The sequence below is a fragment of the Burkholderia sp. AU31652 genome, assembly GCF_002223155.1.
In the GTDB taxonomy this organism is placed as follows: Bacteria; Pseudomonadota; Gammaproteobacteria; order Burkholderiales; family Burkholderiaceae; genus Burkholderia.
The window spans coordinates 569,786-592,964 of record NZ_NKFG01000005.1; the positions used below are offsets into that span (position 1 = coordinate 569,786).

The 23,179-nt window shown below is 68.9% G+C and carries 20 protein-coding genes; 11 read left to right on the plus strand and 9 right to left on the minus strand.

Going from position 1 to position 23,179, the window contains the following annotated elements; genetic code table 11:
* Window positions 1-32 precede the first annotated feature (32 nt).
* The 4 genes from CFB40_RS20130 (at window position 33) to pdeR (ending at window position 8,527) form a co-directional block, all read left to right on the plus strand.
* Window positions 33-806: a putative hydro-lyase gene (locus tag CFB40_RS20130; protein WP_089428275.1), complete on the plus strand. Its 774-nt coding sequence runs from the start codon at window positions 33-35 to the stop codon at window positions 804-806.
* Between the two features lie 83 nt (window positions 807-889).
* A complete protein-coding gene (locus tag CFB40_RS20135) occupies window positions 890-2,188 on the plus strand; it encodes an MFS transporter (protein WP_089432173.1) in 1,299 nt (432 codons plus the stop codon).
* A gap of 120 nt (window positions 2,189-2,308) precedes the next feature.
* Complete coding sequence (locus CFB40_RS20140) at window positions 2,309-5,959, plus strand: hydantoinase B/oxoprolinase family protein (protein WP_089432174.1); 3,651 nt, start codon at window positions 2,309-2,311, stop codon at window positions 5,957-5,959.
* A gap of 564 nt (window positions 5,960-6,523) precedes the next feature.
* Window positions 6,524-8,527, plus strand: a complete 2,004-nt coding sequence (pdeR, locus tag CFB40_RS20145; protein WP_089428273.1) for a cyclic di-GMP phosphodiesterase — start codon at window positions 6,524-6,526, stop codon at window positions 8,525-8,527.
* A 48-nt stretch (window positions 8,528-8,575) separates the two neighbouring features.
* On the opposite strand, the gene CFB40_RS20150 is transcribed toward pdeR, so the two are convergent.
* Window positions 8,576-9,439 (minus strand): crotonase/enoyl-CoA hydratase family protein, encoded by an 864-nt coding sequence (locus CFB40_RS20150; RefSeq protein WP_089432175.1) that lies wholly within the window; start codon window positions 9,437-9,439, stop codon window positions 8,576-8,578.
* Between the two features lie 476 nt (window positions 9,440-9,915).
* Here CFB40_RS20150 and CFB40_RS20155 point away from each other — a divergent pair, with 476 nt between their 5' ends.
* Window positions 9,916-11,886, plus strand: a complete 1,971-nt coding sequence (locus CFB40_RS20155; protein WP_089432176.1) for an APC family permease — start codon at window positions 9,916-9,918, stop codon at window positions 11,884-11,886.
* Between the two features lie 136 nt (window positions 11,887-12,022).
* On the opposite strand, the gene CFB40_RS38730 is transcribed toward CFB40_RS20155, so the two are convergent.
* Window positions 12,023-12,181, minus strand: a complete 159-nt coding sequence (locus CFB40_RS38730; RefSeq protein ID WP_179255077.1) for a hypothetical protein — start codon at window positions 12,179-12,181, stop codon at window positions 12,023-12,025.
* Between the two features lie 189 nt (window positions 12,182-12,370).
* Complete coding sequence (locus CFB40_RS20160; RefSeq protein ID WP_069250820.1) at window positions 12,371-12,559, minus strand: hypothetical protein; 189 nt, start codon at window positions 12,557-12,559, stop codon at window positions 12,371-12,373.
* Window positions 12,560-12,847: 288 nt separating this feature from the next.
* Between CFB40_RS20160 and CFB40_RS20165 the strand changes: the two genes are divergently transcribed.
* Window positions 12,848-14,749, plus strand: coding sequence for a DUF3857 domain-containing protein (locus tag CFB40_RS20165; protein ID WP_089433256.1), 1,902 nt, complete (start codon window positions 12,848-12,850; stop codon window positions 14,747-14,749).
* Between the two features lie 56 nt (window positions 14,750-14,805).
* Window positions 14,806-14,973: a hypothetical protein gene (locus CFB40_RS38735; RefSeq protein WP_174976067.1), complete on the plus strand. Its 168-nt coding sequence runs from the start codon at window positions 14,806-14,808 to the stop codon at window positions 14,971-14,973.
* A gap of 76 nt (window positions 14,974-15,049) precedes the next feature.
* Here the strand turns inward: CFB40_RS38735 and CFB40_RS20170 are convergent, their stop codons facing one another.
* A complete protein-coding gene (locus tag CFB40_RS20170) occupies window positions 15,050-16,099 on the minus strand; it encodes an AraC family transcriptional regulator (RefSeq protein ID WP_089428271.1) in 1,050 nt (349 codons plus the stop codon).
* A 70-nt stretch (window positions 16,100-16,169) separates the two neighbouring features.
* Between CFB40_RS20170 and CFB40_RS20175 the strand changes: the two genes are divergently transcribed.
* Entirely contained in the window at window positions 16,170-17,381 is a 1,212-nt protein-coding gene (locus CFB40_RS20175) for an MFS transporter (protein WP_089428270.1), read from the plus strand.
* A 30-nt stretch (window positions 17,382-17,411) separates the two neighbouring features.
* On the opposite strand, the gene CFB40_RS20180 is transcribed toward CFB40_RS20175, so the two are convergent.
* From CFB40_RS20180 to CFB40_RS20195, 4 genes are all read right to left on the minus strand, one after another.
* Entirely contained in the window at window positions 17,412-18,257 is an 846-nt protein-coding gene (locus CFB40_RS20180; RefSeq protein ID WP_089432177.1) for a helix-turn-helix domain-containing protein, read from the minus strand.
* Between the two features lie 48 nt (window positions 18,258-18,305).
* Window positions 18,306-18,863: a carboxymuconolactone decarboxylase family protein gene (locus CFB40_RS20185; protein ID WP_089432178.1), complete on the minus strand. Its 558-nt coding sequence runs from the start codon at window positions 18,861-18,863 to the stop codon at window positions 18,306-18,308.
* A 114-nt stretch (window positions 18,864-18,977) separates the two neighbouring features.
* Complete coding sequence (locus CFB40_RS20190) at window positions 18,978-19,739, minus strand: isocitrate lyase/PEP mutase family protein (protein WP_089432179.1); 762 nt, start codon at window positions 19,737-19,739, stop codon at window positions 18,978-18,980.
* On the minus strand, window positions 19,736-20,788 hold the full coding sequence (locus CFB40_RS20195; protein ID WP_089432180.1) for a saccharopine dehydrogenase family protein: 1,053 nt from the start codon (window positions 20,786-20,788) through the stop codon (window positions 19,736-19,738). The genes CFB40_RS20190 and CFB40_RS20195 overlap by 4 nt, the downstream gene beginning before the upstream one ends.
* A 118-nt stretch (window positions 20,789-20,906) precedes the next feature.
* On the opposite strand from CFB40_RS20195, the gene CFB40_RS20200 reads away from it, so the two are divergent.
* Entirely contained in the window at window positions 20,907-21,500 is a 594-nt protein-coding gene (locus CFB40_RS20200; protein WP_089432181.1) for a TetR/AcrR family transcriptional regulator, read from the plus strand.
* A gap of 36 nt (window positions 21,501-21,536) precedes the next feature.
* On the opposite strand, the gene CFB40_RS20205 is transcribed toward CFB40_RS20200, so the two are convergent.
* On the minus strand, window positions 21,537-22,004 hold the full coding sequence (locus CFB40_RS20205) for a MarR family winged helix-turn-helix transcriptional regulator (protein WP_089428264.1): 468 nt from the start codon (window positions 22,002-22,004) through the stop codon (window positions 21,537-21,539).
* 81 nt (window positions 22,005-22,085) lie between these two features.
* Here CFB40_RS20205 and CFB40_RS20210 point away from each other — a divergent pair, with 81 nt between their 5' ends.
* The gene (locus CFB40_RS20210; protein WP_089428263.1) at window positions 22,086-22,454 is read left to right on the plus strand and encodes a hypothetical protein; all 369 of its coding nucleotides are present in this window, start codon (window positions 22,086-22,088) and stop codon (window positions 22,452-22,454) included.
* A gap of 88 nt (window positions 22,455-22,542) precedes the next feature.
* Window positions 22,543-23,160, plus strand: coding sequence for a glutathione S-transferase family protein (locus CFB40_RS20215; protein WP_069250828.1), 618 nt, complete (start codon window positions 22,543-22,545; stop codon window positions 23,158-23,160).
* Window positions 23,161-23,179 lie beyond the last annotated feature (19 nt).

The following is a 23,179-nucleotide window of genomic DNA, read 5'->3' on the forward strand; positions in this document are numbered from 1 at the left end:
CCCGACGCCACACCGATCCGCGACAGAACCTCATGACCCCTTCCGAATTCCGCCAGTCCGTGCGCCACGGCGCGTTCCGCGGCCCGACCGCCGGCCACTGCGGCCCGTACGCGCAAGCGAACCTCGCGATCCTGCCCGACGCGTTCGCGCACGATTTCCTGCGCTTCTGCCAGGCGAACCCGAAAGCCTGCCCGCTGCTGGGCGTCGGCGAACCGGGCGCGTTCCGGGTCGACGTGCTCGGCGAGGATCTCGACATCCGCACCGACGTGCCGAGCTACAACGTCTACCGCGACGGCCGCCTGACCGAACGCGTCGAATCGCTGGAGGCACTGTGGCGCGACGATTTCGTCGTGTTCGCGATCGGCTGCTCGTTCTCGTTCGAGGACATGCTGGCGCGCGAAGGCATCGGCCTGCGCCATGTGGAGGAGGGGCGCAACGTGCCGATGTACCGCACGTCGATCCCGAATCGCCGCGCGGGGATCTTCGGCGGCCAGCTCGTCGTGTCGATGCGGCCGATGCGCGGCGCCGACGCGATTCGGGCGGTGCAGATCACCAGCCGGTTTCCGGGCGTGCACGGCGCGCCGATCCATCTCGGCGATCCGCGCGAGTTGGGCATCAGCGACCTGAACGCCCCCGAATTCGGCGACGCGGTGACGATCCGCGACGGCGAGCTGCCGGTGTTCTGGGCGTGCGGCGTGACGCCGCAAACCGCGCTGATGGACGCGAAGCTGCCGATCGCGATCGCGCATACGCCCGGCCACATGCTGATGACCGACATCACGAACGCGTCGCTGGCCGTGTTCTGAGCCCGGACGACGACAACCCGACCCGCACGGCACGCCGCACGCGCGACAATCATTCGACGGCGCATAACGACAGGAGCACCACCATGGAAAGCAAGACCCTCGCGGCGCACGCCGCGGAGCCCGCGAGCCCCGAGCGTAACGGCCTGTTCTCGTGGTACGGGGACGCGCAGCCGCGCGAGCGCCGCGCGTTCTGGAGCTGCAAGGTCGGCTACATGCTCGACGGGATGGACACGCAGATGCTGTCGTTCGTGATCCCGACGCTCGTCGCGACCTGGGGCATCTCGCTCGCCGACGCGGGCTTCATCGGCACGATTACGCTGCTCGCGTCGGCGCTCGGCGGCTGGATCGCGGGCATCCTGTCCGACCGGATCGGCCGCGTGCGCACGCTGCAGCTCACGGTGCTGTGGTTCGCCGTGTTCACCGCGCTGTGCGGGCTCGCGCAGAACTACCACCAGCTGCTCGCGGCGCGCGCGCTGATGGGCTTCGGCTTCGGCGGCGAATGGACGGCCGGCGCGGTGCTGATCGGCGAAGTGATCCGCGCGCGTGATCGCGGCCGGGCGGTCGGCCTCGTGCAGTCGGGCTGGGCGATCGGCTGGGGGCTGTGCGCGCTGCTGTATGCGCTGCTGTTCTCGGTGCTGCCGGCCGAGCAGGCGTGGCGCGCGCTGTTCCTCGTTGGCCTCGCACCGGCGCTGCTGGTCGTCGCGATCCGTCGCTACGTGAAGGAGCCGGACGTCTACGAGAAGGAGAAGGCCGCGCAGGCGAAAGTGGCCGATGCGCCGCGCCTCACCGAGATCTTCGCGCCGAAGCTGATCACGACGACGCTGCGCGCGGCGCTGCTGACCACCGGCGCGCAGGGCGGCTACTACGCGATCACGACGTGGCTGCCGACCTTCCTGAAGACCGAGCGTCACCTCACGGTGATGGGCACCGGCGGCTATCTCGCGATGATCATCTTCGGCTCGTGGGTCGGCTACCTGACGAGCGCGTACCTGACCGACCGCCTGGGCCGCAAGCCGAACTTCATCCTGTTCGCGGTCGGCTCGATGGTGATCGCGTTCGCGTACACGTCGCTGAACCTGACCAACGCGTCGATGCTGTGGCTCGGCTTTCCGCTCGGCTTCTTCGCATCGGGCATCTTCTCGGGGATGGGCGCGTTCCTCACCGAACTGTTCCCGACCCGCGTGCGCGGTTCCGGCCAGGGCTTCTGCTACAACGTGGGCCGCGCGATCGGTGCGCTGTTCCCGTTCCTGATCGGCGCGCTGTCCAAGCAATACGGGCTCGGCACGAGCATCGGCATCTTCGCGGTCGCCGCGTACGGCGTGGTGATCGTCGCCGCGCTGACGCTGCCCGAGACTCGCGGCCGCGAACTCGACGCCGCGTAAGCGGCGGGGCAGCCCGCCCTTCATTTTTCTTCCCCTTTGACCGACCCCGTGACACGGCGCGCGACGCGCGCCGTGCGGCGGCGCTCATCCCTCGATTCCACGACGCATCGACCCGACATCATGACCGACCGACACCTTTCCTCCGTTCCGTCCGACGCCGCACGCTGGCAATTCTGGATCGACCGCGGCGGCACTTTCACCGACATCGTCGCGCGCCGGCCCGACGGCACGCTCGTCACGCACAAGCTGCTGTCGGAGAATCCCGAGCAGTACCGCGACGCGGCCGTGGCCGGCATTCGCCACCTGCTCGGCCTCGCGGCCGGCGAGCCGATCACGCCCGAGCGCGTCGACATGGTGAAGATGGGCACGACGGTCGCGACCAACGCGCTGCTCGAACGCAAGGGCGAACGCACGGCGCTCGCGACGACGCGCGGCTTTCGCGACGTGCTGCGCATCGCGTACCAGAACCGGCCGCGCCTGTTCGATCTCGACATCGTGCTGCCCGACGCGCTGTACGAGGCCGTCGTCGAGATCGACGAGCGCATCGGCGCGCACGGCGACATCGTCGTGCCGTTCGATGCGCAGGGCGCCGAAGCGTCACTGCGCCGCGTGTTCGACGCGGGCGTGCGCGCGCTCGCGATCGTGCTGATCCACGGCTATCGCTACACCGCGCACGAACGCGCGCTGGCGGACCTGGCGCGCCGCATCGGCTTCACGCAGGTGTCGGTGTCGCATGAGGTGTCGCCGCTGATGAAGATGGTGTCGCGCGGCGATACGACGGTGGTCGATGCATACCTGTCGCCGATCCTGCGCCGCTATGTCGAGCAGGTCGCGCACGAGATGCCGGGCGTGAACCTGCAGTTCATGCAGAGCAGCGGCGGGCTGACGCGCGCCGACGCGTTCCAGGGCAAGGACGCGATCCTGTCGGGCCCGGCCGGCGGGATCGTCGGGATGGTGCGCGCCGCGCAGGCGGCTGGCTTCGAGCGCGTGATCGGCTTCGACATGGGCGGCACGTCGACCGACGTGTCGCACTATCACGGCGAGTTCGAGCGCGTGTTCGAGACGCAGGTGGCCGGCGTGCGGATGCGCGCGCCGATGATGAGCATCCATACGGTGGCCGCGGGCGGCGGCTCGGTGCTCGGCTTCGACGGCGCGCGGCTGCGCGTCGGGCCAGAGTCGGCCGGCGCGAACCCGGGGCCGGCGGCCTATCGGCGCGGCGGTCCGCTGACGGTGACCGACTGCAACGTGATGCTCGGCAAGATCCAGCCCGATCATTTCCCGCGCGTGTTCGGCCCGCACGCGGACGAACCGCTCGACCGCGACGGCGTGGTCGCGAAGTTCGCCGCGCTCGCCGACGAGATCCACGCGGCGACCGGGCGGCGCGAGACGCCCGAGGCGCTCGCCGAAGGCTTCCTGGAAATCGCGATCGGCAGCATGGCGAACGCGATCAAGAAGATTTCCGTGCAGCGCGGCCACGACGTGTCGCGCTACGTGCTGACGACGTTCGGCGGCGCGGGCGGCCAGCACGCGTGCGGCGTCGCCGACGCGCTCGGCATGACGCAGGTGTTCGCGCATCCGCTGGCGGGCGTGCTGTCCGCATACGGGATGGGCCTCGCCGACCAGACCGCGATGCGCGAGCGCGCGGTCGAGGCCGTGTTGTCCGACGATTCGCTGCCGGCGCTGAATGCCGCGCTCGACCGGCTGGCCGACGAGGCCGTCGGCGCGCTGCTCGAACAGGGCGTGCCGCCGGAGCGGATCGCGACCGAGCGGCGCGTGCACCTGCGCTACCAGGGCACCGATTCGGCGCTCGACGTGCCGGCCGGCAGCGTCGCCGAGATGCAGCACGCGTTCGAGGCCGCCTACCGGCAGCGCTACGCGTTCCTGATGCCCGGCACGCCGCTCGTCGCCGAGCTCGCGTCGGTCGAGGCGATCGGCCGCTCCGACGCGCCGGTGGAGATCGCACCGCTCGCGCCGCGCCACGCGGGCAACGGCGACGCTGCCGCGCCGCGCGCCCATTCCGCGGTGCGCTTCCATTCCGGCGGCCAATGGCACGACGCGGCGCTCTACGTGCGCGACACGCTGCTGGCCGGCGACGCGATCGACGGCCCGGCGATCGTCGCGGAGCAGAACGGCACGACCGTCGTCGAGCCCGGCTGGCGCGCGCAGATGACCGCGCAGGGCAACCTCGTGCTGACGCGCACGACGCCGCTGCCGACGCGCCGCTCGCTCGGCACCGATGCCGACCCGGTGCGGCTCGAGATCTTCAACAACCTGTTCATGTCGATCGCCGAGCAGATGGGGCTGCGGCTGCAGAACACCGCGTACTCGGTGAACATCAAGGAGCGGCTCGACTTCTCGTGCGCGATCTTCGACGGCGACGGCAACCTGATCGCGAACGCGCCGCACATGCCCGTGCACCTCGGCTCGATGGGCGAGAGCATCCGCACGGTGATCGAGCGCAACCGCGGCCGCATGCGCGACGGCGACGTGTTCATGCTGAACGACCCGTATCACGGCGGCACGCACCTGCCGGACGTGACGGTCATCACGCCGGTGTTCGCGGACGGCTCGGACGCGCCGCTGTTCTACGTCGGCTCGCGCGGCCACCACGCGGACATCGGCGGCACGACGCCGGGCTCGATGCCGCCCGATTCGACCCACATCGACGAGGAGGGCGTGCTGATCGACAACTGGCAGCTCGTGTCGGCCGGCACGCTGCGCGATGCGCAAACCCGCGCGCTGCTCGCATCGGGCCGCTACCCGGCGCGCAACGTCGAGCAGAACATGGCCGACCTGCGCGCGCAGGTCGCCGCGAACCAGAAGGGCGTCGACGAGTTGCGCCGGATGGTCGCGCAGTTCGGCCGCGACGTCGTGCTCGCGTTCATGGGGCACGTGCAGGACAACGCGGAAGAAGCCGTGCGGCGCGTGATCGGCGCGCTGCAGGACGGCGCGTACCGCTACCCGCTCGACAACGGCGCGGAGATTCGCGTCGCGATCCGCGTCGACCGGGCGGCGCGGCGCGCGGAAATCGATTTCACGGGCACGTCCGCGCAGCTCGACAACAACTTCAACGCGCCGAAGGCCGTGTGCATGGCCGCCGTGCTGTACGTGTTCCGCACGCTGGTCGGCGACGACATCCCGCTGAACGCCGGCTGCCTGAAGCCGCTCACGGTGATCGTGCCCGCCCGCTCGATGCTGAACCCCGAGTATCCGGCGGCGGTCGTGTCGGGCAACGTCGAGACGTCGTCGGCCATCACCAACGCGCTGTACGGCGCGCTCGGCTGCGTCGCGTCGAGCCAGGGAACGATGAACAACTTCACATTCGGCAACGATCGCTACCAGTACTACGAGACGATTGCGGGCGGCAGTGGCGCCGGCGACGGGTTCGCGGGCGTCGGCGCGGTGCAGACGCACATGACGAACTCGCGGCTCACCGATCCGGAGGTGCTCGAATGGCGCTACCCGGTGCGGCTCGACTCGCACCGGATCCGCGCCGGGTCGGGCGGCGGCGGGCGCTGGCGCGGCGGCGACGGCGCGGTGCGGCGGATTCGCTTCCTCGAGCCGATGACCGCGTCGATCCTGTCGAACAACCGGATCCACGCACCGTTCGGCGCGGCGGGCGGCGAGGCCGGCGCGCTCGGCCGCAACACGATCGAGCGCGCGGACGGCACGGTCGAGGCGCTCGACCATATCGGCCGCGCGCAGATGGCGCCGGGTGATGTATTCGTCGTCGAAACGCCGGGCGGCGGCGGATACGGCGCGGCGGGCTGAGCCGGGCAGCTGGTGCCGGCGTGCCGCGCCGGTGCTCGAACGGCATTGCAACGGACTGTGGAATAAAGCTGCGCATTGACGCACCAAAGGAATCAAATTCGACGGAAAGTCGGGTCGCCGGAGGGCGATCCGACCCTGTCGCCACGCGCGGGCCAAAGCATTGCCGCCGAATCCTGAAATCAGCCGCAAACGCCCGCCTGGCGGGGCGCTCGGCCCGACTCGCCGAACCCGTTGCGCACCGCCGCGACCGCGATTGAGCCGCCTGCCCATCATGAAAGATCCGGCTTGCCAATCGAGTCCCAATTCCTTGACACTCTGCTCTAAATGTGAGTGCCAATCCTGATCGTCATTTGATAAGATGGCTCTCATCATTCGTTAGGCAGCACCTGCGCGCATGACGCGCGAACGCCGGGTCGCATTAGCGGGAAACAAGTACGGGACGAGGCCCATCATCACGGCACTCACGGCCGCCTTGCCGGACGCGCATCACGCGCGCCCCGGCACGGCGGCCGGCCGGCTCGCCTCCGTCTACACTGTGCGTTTTTTCTGGATCGGGGCGTCTCCATGGATGACGAAAACGATAGCGCGGTGCTCGAGGCGCACGTCGGTACGCGCAGCCCCTGCTGGCGTCTCGGCAGTGACAGCAACGCACTCGAACTGGCGGCCGTCCGCGGCCTGACCAACGTCGCCGTCGCGCTGACGGTCGAACAGGCCGCGTGCATCCGCGCGCTGACCGGTGTCACGTCGCACCTGGTGCTCGACATCGCACTGTTCGGCGAACCGGTCAAGCTCCATCTCGTCGGCCGGAAGGTCGACACGACCAACTGGGCCGGCACGGCGTCCGCCTATTCGGATGCCGAGTCCGTCGCGGGCGATCTCGCGCACGGGCTCGCGTTCGCCGAGCAGGTCGTGTCCGAAGTGAATTCGCTCGTGGTGATCCTCGACCGCAACGGGATGGTGCAGCGCTTCAACCGTCTGTGCGAGGAAGTGACGGGCAAGCGCGAGGTCGACGTGATCGGCCGCAGCGCGTTCGAGCTGTTCATGACCCCCGAGCAGGGCGCGCAGTCGCGCAGCAACATCACGGGATTTTTCGCGAGCAACCATTCGTTCGCGGTCGAGCGCTACATCAACACGGTCAATGGGCCGCGCCTGTTCCAGTTCCGCAACAAGTTCGTGCAGAGCGGCAGCGGCGTCGACGAGCAGTTCCTGATCTGCTCGGGCATCGACATCACCGAGGAGCGCAGCGCGCAGCAGCGGCTCATCGAGCTCGCGAACACCGACGTGCTGACCGGCCTGCCGAATCGCCATGCGATCAGCGAGCGCATCCACGCGGCGATCGCCGCCGAGACCGCCGCGACGCGCGGGCAGGTCGGCATCCTGTTCCTCGATCTCGACAACTTCAAGCGCGTCAACGATCACTACGGGCACATCACCGGCGACCGGCTGCTGCAGGACGTGTCGGCGATCATCAGCGGCTGCCTGCCGTCCGGCGCGACGCTCGCGCGGCTCGGCGGCGACGAATTCCTCGTGCTGTTCGAGCACGGCACGCGGCCGCTGCTCGAAGCGACCGCGCAGATCATTCTCGAACGGCTGCGCACGCCGATTCATCTCGGGCTGATGGAGGTCTACACGAGCTGCTCGATCGGCATCGCGATGCATCCGCAGCACGGCGATTCGCTCGAGACGCTGATCCGCAGCGCGGATACCGCGATGTACGTCGCGAAGGAAGAGGGCAAGCATACGTATCGCGTGTTCTCGCTGGAGATGAACCAGAAGGTCGCGAAGTACATGTGGCTCGACACGAACCTGCGCAAGGCGCTCGAAGAGGAGCAGTTCGTGCTGCATTACCAGCCGGTCGTCGATATCGCGACCGGCGACGTGCACGGCGTCGAGGCGCTGATCCGCTGGCAGTCGCCCGATCGCGGGCTCGTCGCGCCGGTCGAGTTCATCCGCTTCGCGGAGGAGTCGGGCCTGATCGCGCCGCTCGGGCGCTGGGTGATGCGTACCGCGGCCGCGCAGGCCGCCGCCTGGAAGGCGAAGGGGCTCGGCATCCGGATCGCGGTGAACGTGTCCGCGCGGCAGCTGCAGGACATGAACATCGTGCACCAGCTGGCGTCGATCCTCGACGCCGCGGGGCTCAAGCCCGGCCTGCTCGACATCGAGCTGACCGAGAGCTGCTTCATCGAGGACGAGGATGCGGCCAACGGGCTGATGCGACAGTTCCGCCAGCTCGGCGCGGAGATCCATCTCGACGATTTCGGCACCGGCTATTCGTCGCTGTCGCAGTTGTCGCGCCTGCCGCTCGACGCGATCAAGCTCGACCGCAGCTTCATCACGGGCATCGACCGCAATCCGCGCTCGCAGGCGCTGGTGCGCTCGGTCGTGTCGCTCGCGAAGGCGCTGAATTTCGCGGTGGTCGCCGAAGGCGTCGAAACGCATGCGGAAGCCGAATTCCTCAAGCAGCTCGACGTCGATCATGCGCAGGGCTACTACTACGCCCGCCCGATGCCGGCCCAGGCGTTCGAGGCGTGGCTCGCGGAGACGAGGAAGCTCAGGCTGATCGCCTGAGCTTCGTTCACGAACGGGCGCCGCCGGCCAGCGGCGGCGCCCGCCGCATTACACCGTGCGCAGCTTCGACACGCGCCGGTTCTGCAGCATCACGAGGCGTTCCATGTACGCGAGGTCCTTCGGCTCGATCGTGAACGCCGCATGCACCCACGCTTCCGTGATGTCCATCAGCTCGGAGCGCGTCAGCTGGAACACCCGCTCGCGTGCGCGCAGCATCGCGCGCACGCCGTTCAGCTTCGGCTTGGTCACGTCGATGAAGGTGCGCGTCGCGAGATACGCGTCACCCGCGTCGAACGTCTGGTCGACCAGCCCGCGATCCTCGTACCACTCGGCGGCGTGCGCTTCACCGGTCGAGATCAGTTGCTCCGCAATACCCCGATCGGCCTTGCGCGCGACGAGCGAATAGCCGCCCATGCCCGGGAACAGGTTGAACGCGATCTCGGGAAACCCGAGCTTCACGCCCTTCTGCGCGAGCACGTAGTGATGCGCGAGCGCGGCCTCGAAGCCGCCGCCGAGCGCGCTGCCCTCGACCATCGCGATCGAGATCGCCCCGGTGCCGAAGCCCGTGTAGATCTCGTACACGCCATCGATGCACGAGCGCGCATAGGCCATCAGCAGGTCGCGCTTGCCGCTGCGGATCGCGTCGACGAAAAAGCTCAGGTCGCCGCCGACGTTGAACAGCTCGGGAACGAGCGAGCCCGTCACCCAGAAGTCGAACGGCAGGCCCGAATCGCGTGCGACGCGCGCGAGATGGATGATGTCGGTAACGAGTTGCTGGTTGAAGCACGGCCGCGGCTCCGATCGCAGCATCATCCACATGACATTACGTCCCTCTTCATAAAAGGCAGTCAGTTGCGTGAGTTCGCCGGCTTCATAAAACGGGCGGCACGCGGGATGGGATTGGAGTTGCATGGTATGTCCTCGTGAGATGTGGTTTTTGAAGACCGTCGCGCTCGGTGCCGAGTGGGAGGCGAGTGTCCTGCAGGGCGCCGGGCGCGAGGCATCGCCATTGTTGCGCGCGCACAAAAGTCGAATTGCGAGGAACCACGCACGACCGGGACGCGGGTGCCGGTCGCATCGGTGCGGGTGGGGAAGGGGGCGGCGCGCACGGCCGGCCGGTATCGGGCCAAGGTGGGCGGCGCGTCGGGCGGAGCCGGCAGGCATGTGAAGGCGGCCGGAACGGTAGCCGGGCAGGTTCGCCGTGTCGCGCGGATGCGTGTAAACGGCCGATCCGGCGCGTGGCCACCGGCGTTGTCCGCTTACATGCTGAAAGCGGTGCCGGGCCGCCGTGCGGCCCCTATGGAAGATGCGGACTGGCGCCGCGCCCGTGCGTCGATTAGCTTTAAAGGATCACGCCGCGCATGTCACCGGGCGTGCGGGAGGGGACCATGACCACGTTCCAGAAAGTGTGGCAGTTGCTCGTCGGAAAGCCGCTCGACCCGCTCGATCCGCGCACGCGGCATGCGATCGCCGTGACGCCGCTGCTGGCCTGGGTCGGGCTCGGCGCCGACGGCCTGTCGTCGTCGTGCTACGGCCCGGAGGAGGCGTTTCTCGCGCTCGGCCAGCACCATGCGCTCGCGCTGTTCCTCGCACTCGCGACGGCGGCGACCGTGTTCATCATCGCGCTCGGCTACAACCAGGTGATCGAGCTGTTCCCGACGGGCGGCGGCGGCTACCGCGTCGCGACGTCGCTGCTCGGCTCGAAGCCGGGGCTCGTGTCGGGCGCCGCGTTGCTGGTCGACTACGTGCTGACCGTCGCGACGTCGCTCGCGAGCGGGGTCGACGCGTTCTTCAGCCTGCTGCCGGTCAGCGCGCAGGCGTTCAAGCTCACGACCGAGATCGTGCTGATCGTGCTGATGACGGGGCTCAACTTCCGCGGGATGCGCGAATCGATCATGGTGCTGCTGCCGATCTTCATCGGCTTCGTGATCCTGCACTTCGCGCTGATCGTCTATGGGGTCGCCGTGCACGGCAGCAACCTCGCGATGATCGTGCCCGATGCCGTGCACGAGGCGCACGGCATGTCGCAGTCGCTCGGCGTATTCGTGATGCTCGCGCTGCTGATGCGCGCGTTCTCGCTCGGCGGCGGCACCTACACGGGCCTCGAGGCCGTGTCGAACAACGTGAACATGCTCGCTGACCCGCGCGTGCCGAACGGCAAGGTGACCATGTGGTACATGTCGACGTCGCTCGCGTTCACGGCCGGCGGCATCATCCTGCTGTACATGCTGTGGCACGCCCGGCCCGTCGAAGGCCAGACGCTCAACGCGGTCGTGTTCGGCAGCGTGATCGACCATCTCGGGCTCGGCTCGGCCTTCGCGCGCCACGCATTGCTCGCGGCCGTGCTCGCGTTCGAAGCCGGGCTGCTGATGGTCGGCGCGCAGACCGGCTTCCTCGACGGGCCGGCCGTGCTGTCGAACATGGCGTCGGATTCGTGGGTGCCGCGCCATTTCCGCGACCTGTCGGGGCGCCTCGTGCGGCAGAACGGCATCATCGTCGTCGGGCTGTCGAGCCTGCTGATCCTCCTGTGGACGCACGGCAGCGTCGACGTGCTCGTCGTGCTGTACAGCATCAACGTGTTCCTCACGTTCAGCCTGTCGCTGCTCGGGCTGTGCACGTACTGGTGGCATCATCGCAGCCAGCAGGGCTGGTTCAAGCATTTCTTCCTGTCGGCACTCGGGCTGAGCGTGACGGCGACCGTGCTCGTCATCACGCTGATCGAGAAGTTCACGGCGGGCGGCTGGCTCACGGTGCTCGTGACGAGCGCGGTGATCGCGCTGTGCTTCATGATCAACCGCCACTACGCCTATACGCGCGCGCAGCTCGCGAAGGAGGACGAATTGTTCTCGGGCAAGCCGCCCGAAGTCGACGAGGCCACCGCGCCGGGCAAGCCCGACCCGTCTCAGCCGACGGCCGTGCTGCTGGTCGGCAAGCATCGCGGCGCGAGCATGCACGCGCTGCTGTGGGTCAACCGGCTGTTTCCCGGGCACTTCCGCAACGTGATCTTCCTCGCGGTCGGCGAAGTCGACGCGAAGGCGTATGACGGTCACGAACACCTCGAGCGGCTGCGGCACACGATCACCGAAGCGCTCGATTACTATGTCGCGCACTGCCGCCGCAACGGCATCGCGGCCGACTACCGGATCGCGTTCGGCACGAATCCCGTCGTCGAGTTCATGAACCTGGCTTCGTCGACGCTCGACGAATACCCGAATGCCGTGTGCTTCGCGAGCAAGCTGATCTTCCGGCGCGTGAATTTCCTCACGGCCTGGCTGCACAACCAGACGCCCGTGGAGCTGCAGGCGCGCCTGCACGTCGAGGGCAAGCAGATGGTGCTGTTGCCGATGAACGTCGGGTAGCGGCGGGCGGCAGGACCGCACGCGGTTTTTTGTCGTGCCCGCTGCGGGTCGAACCTCCGCCGGCGGTCTTGCGTCGTACGCTCGAACGACGCGCGCATGACGGCCGGCCTTCCGTGCGGCGCACTGCGTCGGCGCGTTACGGATGACGATGCGTATGCGAACGCGGCCGCCGTGCGCGCTTGCGCTGCAACTGGCCGCGAATCCGATTACGGCTGCGCCCTTCCGCGAAGAACAGCGCGGCAAGCATGACGACCGCAAGCAGGACGAGGGTCGAGACGAGGTCGTGTTCCACCATGTCGCCTCCGATCGGGAGGAGGTTGCGCGCCAGGTGAGCGCCGTGGTTGGGGTCAGCCTGCGGGGATGAAGCCGCCGGCGCGCGGGCGTTCGTGTCCGACCTCACGGATCGGATGAGCGGGCTTGCGCGGCATTTGATCGGATGAATGAAGGCCGCGCCGCGCATCCCGCCGTGCGCGGCGGATCGCCGTCACGTCAGCATCGGCACGGCTTCGACCAGCAGGATACCGATGAGCGCGCCGATCGCGGCGCCGATCAGTTTCGGATGCCACCGCCCGAGATGCAGCTTCGTCAGCAGCGCGCCGAACAGGATCACGCCCAGCAGCGTGAATAGCACCACGAGGAAGCCGGTTTCGAAATCGCTGTTGATCACGGCCATGATGCCTCCTTGCCCATGTTGGGCACGCCGCGTTCGTCGAGACGGCGCTTGTCCTGGCGAGATCGCGCACGCAATGTGACCTGATTTGATTATAGGTTGCGCCAGCCGTCAATTGCGCGTGTGTGCGGCGCCTCGCGGCGCGACCGTGCCGCATCGCCGCGCGTCGCTTGACGCTCGCCGATGCGTCACCCACACTGGGCTGCAAGGCGGCGTGCGACAGGCGCGCGTGAGCGCGGCGCGGATCGTCCGTGCCGGTGTGTTGCCGCCATGTTCCGAAACGAGCGCGACGTGGTGCGTTTTCTTTCCCGACCGACCGGTTTTGCGTTTGCGTGCGTCGTCGCATTCGGCGTCGTCGCGGCCGTGCGGCCGGCTGCGGCCGATACGGTCGATGCTGGCGACACAGCGCCCGTCACGATCGTCAGCGACGTCCACGAATTCGTGATCCAGCACGACGGCTCGCTCGACGAGCACGACGATTCGACGCTGCGCGCGAACGACGCGAACGGCATCGATGCCATCGCCCAGCGCTACGTGTGGTTCGACAAGAATCTCGAGAAGGTGGACCTGCTCGCGGCCGAGACGATCGACCGCGACGGCGTCGCGCATCCGGTCGGCGCGGATAGCATCCGCGACGTGCAGGAACCGCGCTCGGCCGGCGCGCCGACGTTCCAGGACGGGCTGCTGCGCACCGTCGTGTTTCCCGGCGTCGAAGCCGGGTCGAGCACGCGCGTGGCGTTCCGCAAGACCCGCACGAAGCCGGTCAACCGCGGCTACTTCGGCTATACCGTGGAGCCGTCGCGCGAGCCGGTCGACCGCCAGCGGCTGATCTTCGACGTGCCGGCCGACATGCCGCTGTACGCGGATGCGCACGGCTACGTCGCGCTGCCGCCGGTCACCGCGAACGGCCGCACGCGCTACGAATTCGACTACCGGCACGGCCCGTACGACCGCATCGAAAGCGGCGCGGTCGGCTACGCGACCTACGGCGACCGGCTCGTCGTCTCGACGCTGCCCGACTACGCGGCGTTCGCCGCGCGCTATCGCAACGCGGCCGTCGATCCGGGCGCGGACGATCCGGCCGTCGCGCAGCTGGCGCGCACGCTCACCACGGGTGTCGCCGATCCGCACGACCAGGCGCGCATCCTGTACGACTGGGTGCAGGCGAACATCCGCTACGTCGGGCTGTTTCTCGGCGAAACGGCCGCCGCCCCGCATCGCGTCACCGACATCCTGCGCAACCGCTACGGCGACTGCAAGGATCATGTCGCGCTGTTCGGCGCGCTGCTCGCGGCGGTCGGCATCCGCAGCGAGCCGGTGCTGCTCAATCTCGGGTCCGTCTACACGCTGCCGTCGGTGCCCGGTTACGGCGGCGGGGCGATCAATCACGCGATCACGTGGCTGCCCGATCTCGCGCGCTATGCGGACACGACGACGGCCGGCATCGCATTCGGCTATCTGCCGCCGATCGTGATGGACCGTCCCACGCTGCTCGTCGACACGGGCGTGCTGTCGCGTACGCCGGCCACGCAGCCGCGCGGCCGCATCGCGCGGGTCGAGATCGACGCCGCGGGGCCGGGCGCCGCGCGTTTTCACGCGCACACCGAGGACGACGGCTGGACGGCCGAACTCGAACGCAACCTGTTTCGCCGCGCGACGCCCGATGGCGTCGCGCAGCTGGCGAACAACCGTCTGCGGCAAAGCGGGCTGCGCGGCCGCGCGCAGCTGTCGACCAGCGACCGGCGCGTGACCGACGGGCCATTCGACGTGACGATGTCGGGCACGCTCGATCATTTCGTGTGGCCCGACGGCACGACCGCGTTGCCCGCGCTGTCGAGCCTGACGGGCGGCATCGCGACGCAGGTCGAGAACTGGCTCGCCGAGCCCGTGCGCACGCAGCCGTGGGGCTGCATCGGCGGGACGTTCGACGAGACCGGCCAGATCGCGCTGCCGGCCGACGTCGCGGTGACCGACCTGCCGGCCGATACGGCCGTGCACGACCGCTTCGTCGACTTCACGTCGCATTACGTCTTCGACGCGGCCGCGCGCGTCGTGCAGGTCACGCGGCGCATGACGGCGGACTTTGGCCGTCAGGTGTGTACGGCGGACGAATTCACCGCGCTGCGTGCGTCGCTCGAGCGCATCGAACGCGACACGCAGGCGCAGATCGTCGTGCGGGCGAAAGGGCGTTGAACGGGCAGGGAAGGTGAACGCATCGATGCGCTCGGTCGATGCGCAGGAGGAACATCATGACGGAACGGGATCACGAGATCGCCGATCTCTCGAAGGAATTGCTGGGCCGGATCGTGCAAGGCACCGTGGCGAGCGGCGCGGTCGTGGACGTGGAGCAGTGCGCGGCGCTTGCCGTGCAGTGCGCGACGGCGCTGATCGACAAGCTGGAAGCGCGCAGCGACTGAACGCTGCCATTACGCGTGACGTCGATGGCGACGACGCCTGGTGGCGCGGCCGGCATCATGCGCGCCGCGTCACACACTACGCTTCGACGCGCACCTCGCCGTCCGCGCGCACGGCGCCGGGCGGCTTGCCCACCACGCGCTTGAACGCGCGGCTGAACGCGGCGAGCGAGCCGTAGCCGAGCCGGTACGCGACGGCCTCGATCGTCTCGTGGTCGCGCGTGATCCATTGCGCGGCGAGCCGCATCCGCAGCTCGGTCAGGTAGCGCACCGGCGTCATCCCGGTGGCCGCGAGAAAGCGTTCGGCGAACACCGAACGCGACACGCCCGCTTCGGTCGCGAGTTCCGCCACGCTCCAGTTGCGGCCCGGGTCGCGATGCAGCGCGACGATCGCGCGGCCGAGCTTCGGTTCGCGCAGCGCCTGCACCCAGCCCGTCGCATCACCGCATCCGCATTCGACCCAGCCGCGCACGATGAACGCCGCGACCACATCCGCGAGCCGCGCGAGGATACCCGCGAAACCCGCGCGCGCCGAGCACGCTTCGCGCTCCATGGCATCGAGCATCGGGCGGATTTCCGGGTAGCGCGCGAGCAGCGTGCCGACGTGCATGAACTCGGGCATCGTGCCGACCAGCGGCTGCATGCCGCCGAGATCGAGCTCCATGCACGCGCTGAAGATCAGCGCATCGCCGGCGCCCGGCTCGGTCGTCGCGCAACGGGCGGGCGACACGCCGGCCGATGCCACCGACGCGACCGTATCGCAGATTTTCGCGACCTCGAAGCCGTTGATCTCGCGGCACGGTGCATCGGGGTCGGACACCAGCGCGTGCATGCCGCCGTGCGGCAGCAGGATCGCGTCGCCGGCTTCGAGCCGCATCGTGGCGCCCGACGCGTCGCGCAGCAGCACGGGCCCGCGCCCGACGAAATGGAACTGCGCGCGGCCCGTCACGTGGCCGAAATTCAGCCCGAACGGCCGTGCGACCTGGATGCGGCGGTACTGGACGCCGCTCAGGCGCATCCCCAGCAGCAGCTCGCTGACGAGGTCGTGCACGTCGGGAATCGGGGGCAGAAGGGGCTCGGACATTTCGAGATTCGGACGAACGATCAACAAGAACGGATTGTATGTCATAGACCGTCCTGACGTGGTTCCTTACGATACGCCCTCATCAGTACTTTCCCTAACCGACACGGAACCACGCATGAATCCCGGAACCTCCACGGCCGCCTCGACGGCGGCCCCCCGCGAACCGGCCTGGGGCGCGGTATTCGCGATGACGCTCGGCGTGTTCGGGCTCGTCACGGCCGAATTCCTGCCGGCGAGCCTGCTGACGCCGATGGCCGACAGCCTCGGCGTGACCGAAGGCGTGGCCGGGCAGGCCGTCACGGCCACCGCGACGGTCGCGCTCGTCACGAGCCTGCTGATCTCGGCGCTGACGCGCACGATCGACCGGCGGCGCGTGCTGCTCGTGTTCTCGGTGCTGCTCGTCGCGTCGAACCTGGCGGTCGCGTTCGCGCCCAACCTGGCAATGCTGCTGGTCGGCCGCGTCGTGCTCGGCATCGCGCTCGGCGGCTTCTGGACGATGGCCACCGCCACCGCGATGCGGCTCGTGCCGACGGCGATGGTGCCGCGTGCGCTGTCGATCATCTTCAGCGGCGTGGCGGTCGCGACGATCGCGTCCGCGCCGATGGGCAGCTACTTCGGTCACCTGATCGGCTGGCGCAACGTGTTCCTGATCGCGGCTGCGCTTGGCGGCATTGCGTTCGTGTCGCAGATCCTCACGCTGCCGTCGATGCCGCCGAGCGGCACGACGCGGCTGCGCACGCTGATCGACGTGCTGCGCCGGCCGACCGTCGGCCTCGGCATGTTCGCGACGATCCTCGTGTTCACCGGGCACTTCGCGTTCTTCACGTACCTGCGGCCGTTCCTCGAACAGGTCGCGGGCGTCGGCGTGAACGGGTTGTCGGCGATCCTGCTCGGCTACGGCATCGCGAACTTCGTCGGCACGTCGCTTGCCGGCCGCGTGCTCGAACACCGGTTGCGGCCGATGCTGATCGGCATGCCCGCGCTGATGGTCGTGCTCGGCGTCGCGCTCGTTGCACTCGGCCGCGCGCCGATGATCGACGCGGTGCTCGTCGCGTTGTGGGGGATGGCGTTCGGCGGCGTGCCCGTCGCCTGGTCGACGTGGGTCACGCGCACCGTGCCCGATGAGGCCGAGAGCGCGGGCGGGCTGATCGTCGCGGCGATCCAGCTCGCGATCGCGACGGGCGCGGCGGCCGGCGGCGTCGTGTTCGACGCGAACGGCGCGGCCGGCGTGTTCGTTGCCGCGGCCGTCGTGCTGGCCGTCGCGGTCGCGACGATCGTGACCGGCGTGCCCAAGCGTGTCGGCGTGGTGTCCGCGCTGGCGGAATGAGTTGCACCGGCGGGCCGCCCGGCCCGCCGCTCAGCGCACCGGGGCGTGCGTGTCGAGCAACTGCCGGTGGCGCGCTTCGGTCGCGTCGTCGGCGGGGAACATGCATTCCATGCGCAACTCCTGCGCGGCGGCGCTTTGCGGCGTCCCGACCGTCGTGACCAGCGAGAAGTAACGCAGCACGACGCCTTCATGCACGAAGCCGATCGGGATGACCGGCAGTGATGGTGCGGCGGCCGGCGCCGGCGGCGTTTTCCAGTCGCGCGGCGCATCGGGGCTCGCGAGCAGGTCGTCGAGCAGCTGCCGCGTCTCGTCGTCGATCACGCGGCCGACCGCTTCGCGCTGCACGCGTTGCAGCAGGCTGCGCGACACCGTCTCCCAGTCGGCCAGGAACGGCCGCATGCCGTGCGGATCGAACATCAGGCGCAGCAGGTTGCGCGGGCCGTCGCGCGCGGCCATGTCGATGAAGCAGCCAAAGAAGCGCGGCGTCGCGTCGTTGGTCATCAGCACGTTCCAGCGGCGATCCATCACGATCGCCGGAAACGGATCGTGCTGGCGCACGACGCGTTCGAGCGCGCCGATCACGCCCTGCATCTCCTGTGCATCCCACGGCGCTTCCGAATACACCGGTGCATACCCGGCCGCGAGCAGCAGCGCGTTGCGCTCGCGCAGCGGCACGTCCAGCGTTTGCGCGAGCGTCAGCAGCGTGTCGCGGCCCGGCACGCTGCGCCCGCTTTCGATGAAACTGATCTGGCGCTGCGAGATGCCCGCGTCGAGCGACAGGTCGAGCTGGCTCACGCCGCGCACGTCGCGCCAGTAGCGCAGCAACTGGCCGAGTTCGTGCGGCGGCGCGTGCGGTTCGCGGCGGCTGGCGTTCATCGTGCCTCCCTGGGCGTTCCGTGAGCGACGCGATCGACTATATCGGACTCACGCGGCGTTCGCCTGCCATGCGAATGCGTCGAACGGCGCTTCGAGCGCGGGCTGCGTCACGCTGCCGACGTAGTTCGTGATCGTCGACGCAGCGACCACCGCGATCACTTCCAGCAACTGTTCGGCGCTGAAGCCGGCGTCGAGGAACGCCTGCCGGTCGGCCTCGGGCAGGCGGCCGCGGGTGTCGATCAGCTTGCGTGCGGTGGCCGACAGCGCGGCCAGGGTCGGGTCGCCGGGCAGGGCGCCGTGGCGGATCGCGTCGACGTCGGCGTGGGTCACACCCTGTTTCAGCGCCAGTGCGGTATGGAACGCGACCGGCCATTCGCTCGCGTTCGTGACCGCGTTGGTGAGCAGGAGCGTCTGGATCTGCGGCTCGGTGAGGCTGCTCGCGTGCACGCGCTCGAACAGGCCGATGAAGCCGTTGATCAGCACCGGCGACGCGGCCATGGCCGCGGCGATGTTCGGGACGATGCCGAAGGTTTGCTGGAGCTGCAGGAGGACGGGCTTTGAGGCGGCTGGTGCCGAGTCGATGGTGTGAAGCGGGTAGGCGGACATGATGTCTCCGGGGGAGGAGCGCCGCCGGAATGGCGGCGCGACACCCGAAGCGTAGGAGCGGCCGTGTCGTGCGCCAATTACATGCGATGTAATCATCCGATGCGCGCGAAGCTGTCAGCCGCCTTGCCTGACCATCTCCGCCAGCGTCTTCATCGCCTGCAGGTACGGATACGGCCCGTGGCTGATGCGGGCCACGCCGTATTCCGCGAATTCGGCGAGCGTCGGCGTCTCCGTGACGCGCATCACGTTCACCGGCAGCGGCGACGCGGGCGTCAGCGCGCGAATGAGCGCAGGCGAGCCCAGCCCCGGCACGAACAGCCCATCGGCACCGGCCGCGGCATACGCGCGAGCGCGGGCCAGCGTGGCGTCGAGCAGGCGTTCGTCGTGCGTGTCGGCCGGCGCCGTGAAGAACACGTCGGTGCGCGCGTTGATGAAATAGTCGGTGCCCGCGCGATCCGCGGCCTGCCGGGCTGCCGCGAGACGAGCCGCGGCTGCGTCGACGTCACGCAATTCGCCCGTCGCCGGGAAGCTGTCCTCGAGGTTGCAGCCGATCGCGCCGGCCTTGATGCTGAGCGCGATCGTTTCGGCGACATCTTCCGGCCGCTCGCCGTACCCGCTTTCGAGATCGACGGTGACGGGCAGGTTGGTCGCGCGCGTGATCCGCTCGAGCACGTCCATCATCAGCGCGCGCGGCATCTGCTCGCCGTCGCCGAAACCGTTGGCCGCCGCGACCGACCAGCTGCCGGTCGCCAGTGCGACGGCGCCCGCATCGGCCGCCGTGCGCGCGCTGCCGGCGTCCCACACGTTGAACAGCGCCAGCGGCTGGCCCGCACGGTGAAGCGAACGGAAATATGCGCCTTTCTCATTGCTGCTCATGCTTGCGTCTCCTGGTTGAAAACCGGATCGGTCGTCGTGCCGAACGATACTGCCACCGAATCGAGCGCCGCGAGGAAATCGCGTGCGTCGAACAGCTCGCCGAGACTGCGCACGCCGCCCGACACCCCGGTGTCGCCCGCGATCAGGCGCACGGCTGCCTCGACGATGATCGGTGCGCTGACCGCGTAGATGTCCTGCCCGGACGCCGTCGCGCGGTGCGTCGTGCCGCCCTGCACGACGATCGCGTCCATCGCGAACTGCTGCGCCGAGCGGCCCAACGCGTCGGTCGGCTCGGGCGGCGGCGTGGCGGCATCGCGCACGTCGCGTAGCGCGACGGTGGCGAGCCACGATTCGATCGTATCGATGCGCAGGTGACGCGACAGTGTCATCACTTCCGAAAACGGCAGCAGCGTCACGTCGACGCGGCCGATCGGCGGCGGAAACGGCCATGCGCGTTCGCGTGCGGTCGACGGCACCGGCGTCGGCTTCCCGTCCTTCTGCACGAGCCGCACCGCGCGATTGCGTTCGCCCGTCACGCGCGTGCCGCGCGTCGGGTGCCAGCGGTCGAGCCCGGTTGCGATATCGACGCGTTCGATCGGCTGGTGCTGCTCCACGACAGCCGTGACGAGCAGGTCGGCCAGGCCGCCGTAGAACGCCGCAGCCGGCACGAGGGTCACGCCCGCGGCGCGCGCCCGCGCATCGCAGTGTTCGGCCAGCGCCAGCACCGACGGCTGCTCGGCGGTCAGGTCGAGATAGGGGATGCCGGCCCGCAGCGCGGCATCGGCCAGCGGCAATGCGGTATCGAGGTACGGGCCCGCGCAGTTGATCACCGCAGCCGCGCCGCGCAATGCGGCGTCGAGCGCGGCCGGATCGTCGATCGTGGCGACGCGTGCGAGCGCGAGCGCCGTATCGCCGCCGTCCTCCGCGAGCCGCGCGGCGTCGCGCCCGATGCGGATCGCGCGCAGGCCGCGCCGGGCCAGTTCGGCGACGACGAACCGCCCGGTATGACCCGTGGCGCCATAGACTGCAACCGTCATTCGATCATCCATGATCAACTCCGATACAGAACGGTCTGTTTTATAGTACAGACCTGTAGCGTCGTCAAGCGTGCGGTGCTATGATCGGCTCACTGTTGCGGGAGTGGGCGGCCAGCCAGGCCGGGTCGGGATGAAAAAGGAAACAGGCACACCAGGGAGCGCGCCCGATACGCGCGAACGCATTCTGCAGACGGCGAGCGAGCTGTTCTACCGGGAGGGCACACGCGCGGTCGGCGTGGACCTGATCGTCGCGCAGGCAGGCGTGGCGAAGACGAGCCTCTATCGTTACTTCACGACGAAGGACGACCTGATCGAAGCATTCCTGCTGCGCGAGGACGCCGATTTCTGGGCGCATTGGGATGCGGTGGCCGCGCAGTACCGACGCACGCCGCGCGAGGAACTGGACGCGCAGCTGCAATGGATCGGCGAGCGCATTGCGCGCCCCGGCTATCGCGGCTGCCCGCAGATCAACATCGCCGCCGAATACGCGGACGGCAACCATCCGGCCCGCAAGGTGGCCGTCGCACACAAGCAGGAATTGCGGCGCCGGCTGGCCGAGCTGGCGGATGCGATGGGCGTCGACGAGCCGGAGACCTTCGCGCTGCGGCTTGCGACCGTGATCGACGGCGCGCTGAGCAGCGGGCAGGCGCTGCATGCGCATGGGCCCGTGGCGTTCCTGCAGGAATTCGCGCAACTGCTGTTGCCGAAGAAGGGCCGCAAGTAAGCCGCGTGGCCGCGGCGATCGGCGCGCCGGTTCGGTTCAGTCGCGCGCGGCCGGATCGACCGACAGCGCGCGCAACTGGCCGCGCAACTGATCGACTTCCCCCGGCGCGAACGGCCGCTCGATCTCGGCATGCGTCTGCTGCCACAGCGGAAACGCCGCGGCCAGCAGGTCCTGGCCGGCCGGCGTCAGTTCGAGCAGGCGGCTGCGCCGGTCGTCCGGATCCTGGATGATCGTGACCAGGCCGCGCCGCTCGAGCGGCTTGAGCGCGGCCGTGAGCGTGGTGCGGTCCATCGCGAGCAGCGACGCGACCGATTTCATCGGCGCCGGCTGGGGCCGGTTCAGCGACATCAGCAGCGAAAACTGGCCGTTGGTGAGATCCAGCGGGCGCAGCACATCGTCGAAGATCCGCGCAAGATTGCGCGCCGCGCGCTGCATGTGCAGGCACAGGCAGCAATCGCGCACCATCAGCGTCGTTTCGAAGGGGAGCTTTTCTTTTCGTGCCATGTTGCAATTGTGTTGATATCAACCTATCTTGTCAAGGTCGAGGCGCGGCAGCCCGTCGCGTCCGTCACCGGAGGGGACAGCATGAGTGCTCAACAGCAGTTGTATCTCGCGGTATTTCTCGGGACGAAGGAGAGCCCGGCGATGAAGGCGTGGATGGCGCTGCCGGACGAGGAGCGGCGCACGCGCGAGCGCGACGGCATCGCCGCATGGCATGCGTGGGTCGACCGGCATCGCGACGCGATCGTCGAGATGGGCGGCCCGCTCGGCAAGACGAAGACCATCGATGCCGCCGGTGTCAAGGACACGGCGAACGCGATGAGCGGCTTCACCGTCGTGCGGGCGGCCTCGCACGAAGCCGCGGCCGCGCTGTTCGAAGGCCATCCGCATTTCACGCTGTTCCCGGGCGTGGCGATCGACGTGATGCCGGTGCTGGCGATTCCCGGCGCGTGAACGACGCGCGAGGCCCGGCGCCGTGTATCGGCGATGCGCCGTGGCCGGCAGGTGGACGTTTTCCCGACATTCTGGATGGAGACTGGCGATGAAGCTTTACGGATTTGCCGGCACCCGCTCGCAACGCGCGCTGTGGGGGCTGAAGGAACTGGATGCCGATTTCGAGTTCATCTCGGTGAACCTGCTCCAGGGCGAACACAAGCGGCCCGAATTCCTGCGCCTCAATCCGGCCGGCAAGGTGCCCGTGCTGGTGGACGGCGACCTCGTGATTCCCGAATCGGCCGCGATCGTACTGTATCTCGCGGACAAGTACCCGGAGAAGGCACTGCTGCCGGTCGATCCGGCGCTGCGGGCCGAAGCTTACCGGTGGGTCATGTTCGCGGTGACGGAGCTCGAGCAGCCGCTGTGGCGGATCACGCGGCACTCGTTCATCTATCCACCGGAGAAGCGCTCGCCGGCCGACATCGAACTGGCGCGCGAGGATTTCAGGACGATGGCCGCGATCCTCGACAAGCATCTCGAAGGCCGCGAGTTCATCGTCGGCGACACGCTGACGGTGGCCGATTGCGTGACGGCTTACCTGATTGACTGGGCGGGCGAGTGCAACCTGATCGAACCGTTTCCGCAGTTGCGTGCGTATCTCGAACGGTTGTATGCGCGGCCGAAGGCGCCGCAGCGGATCGCGGACGCGCGCAAGGCGGCGTGAACGGGCGGCGGCCGGTCAT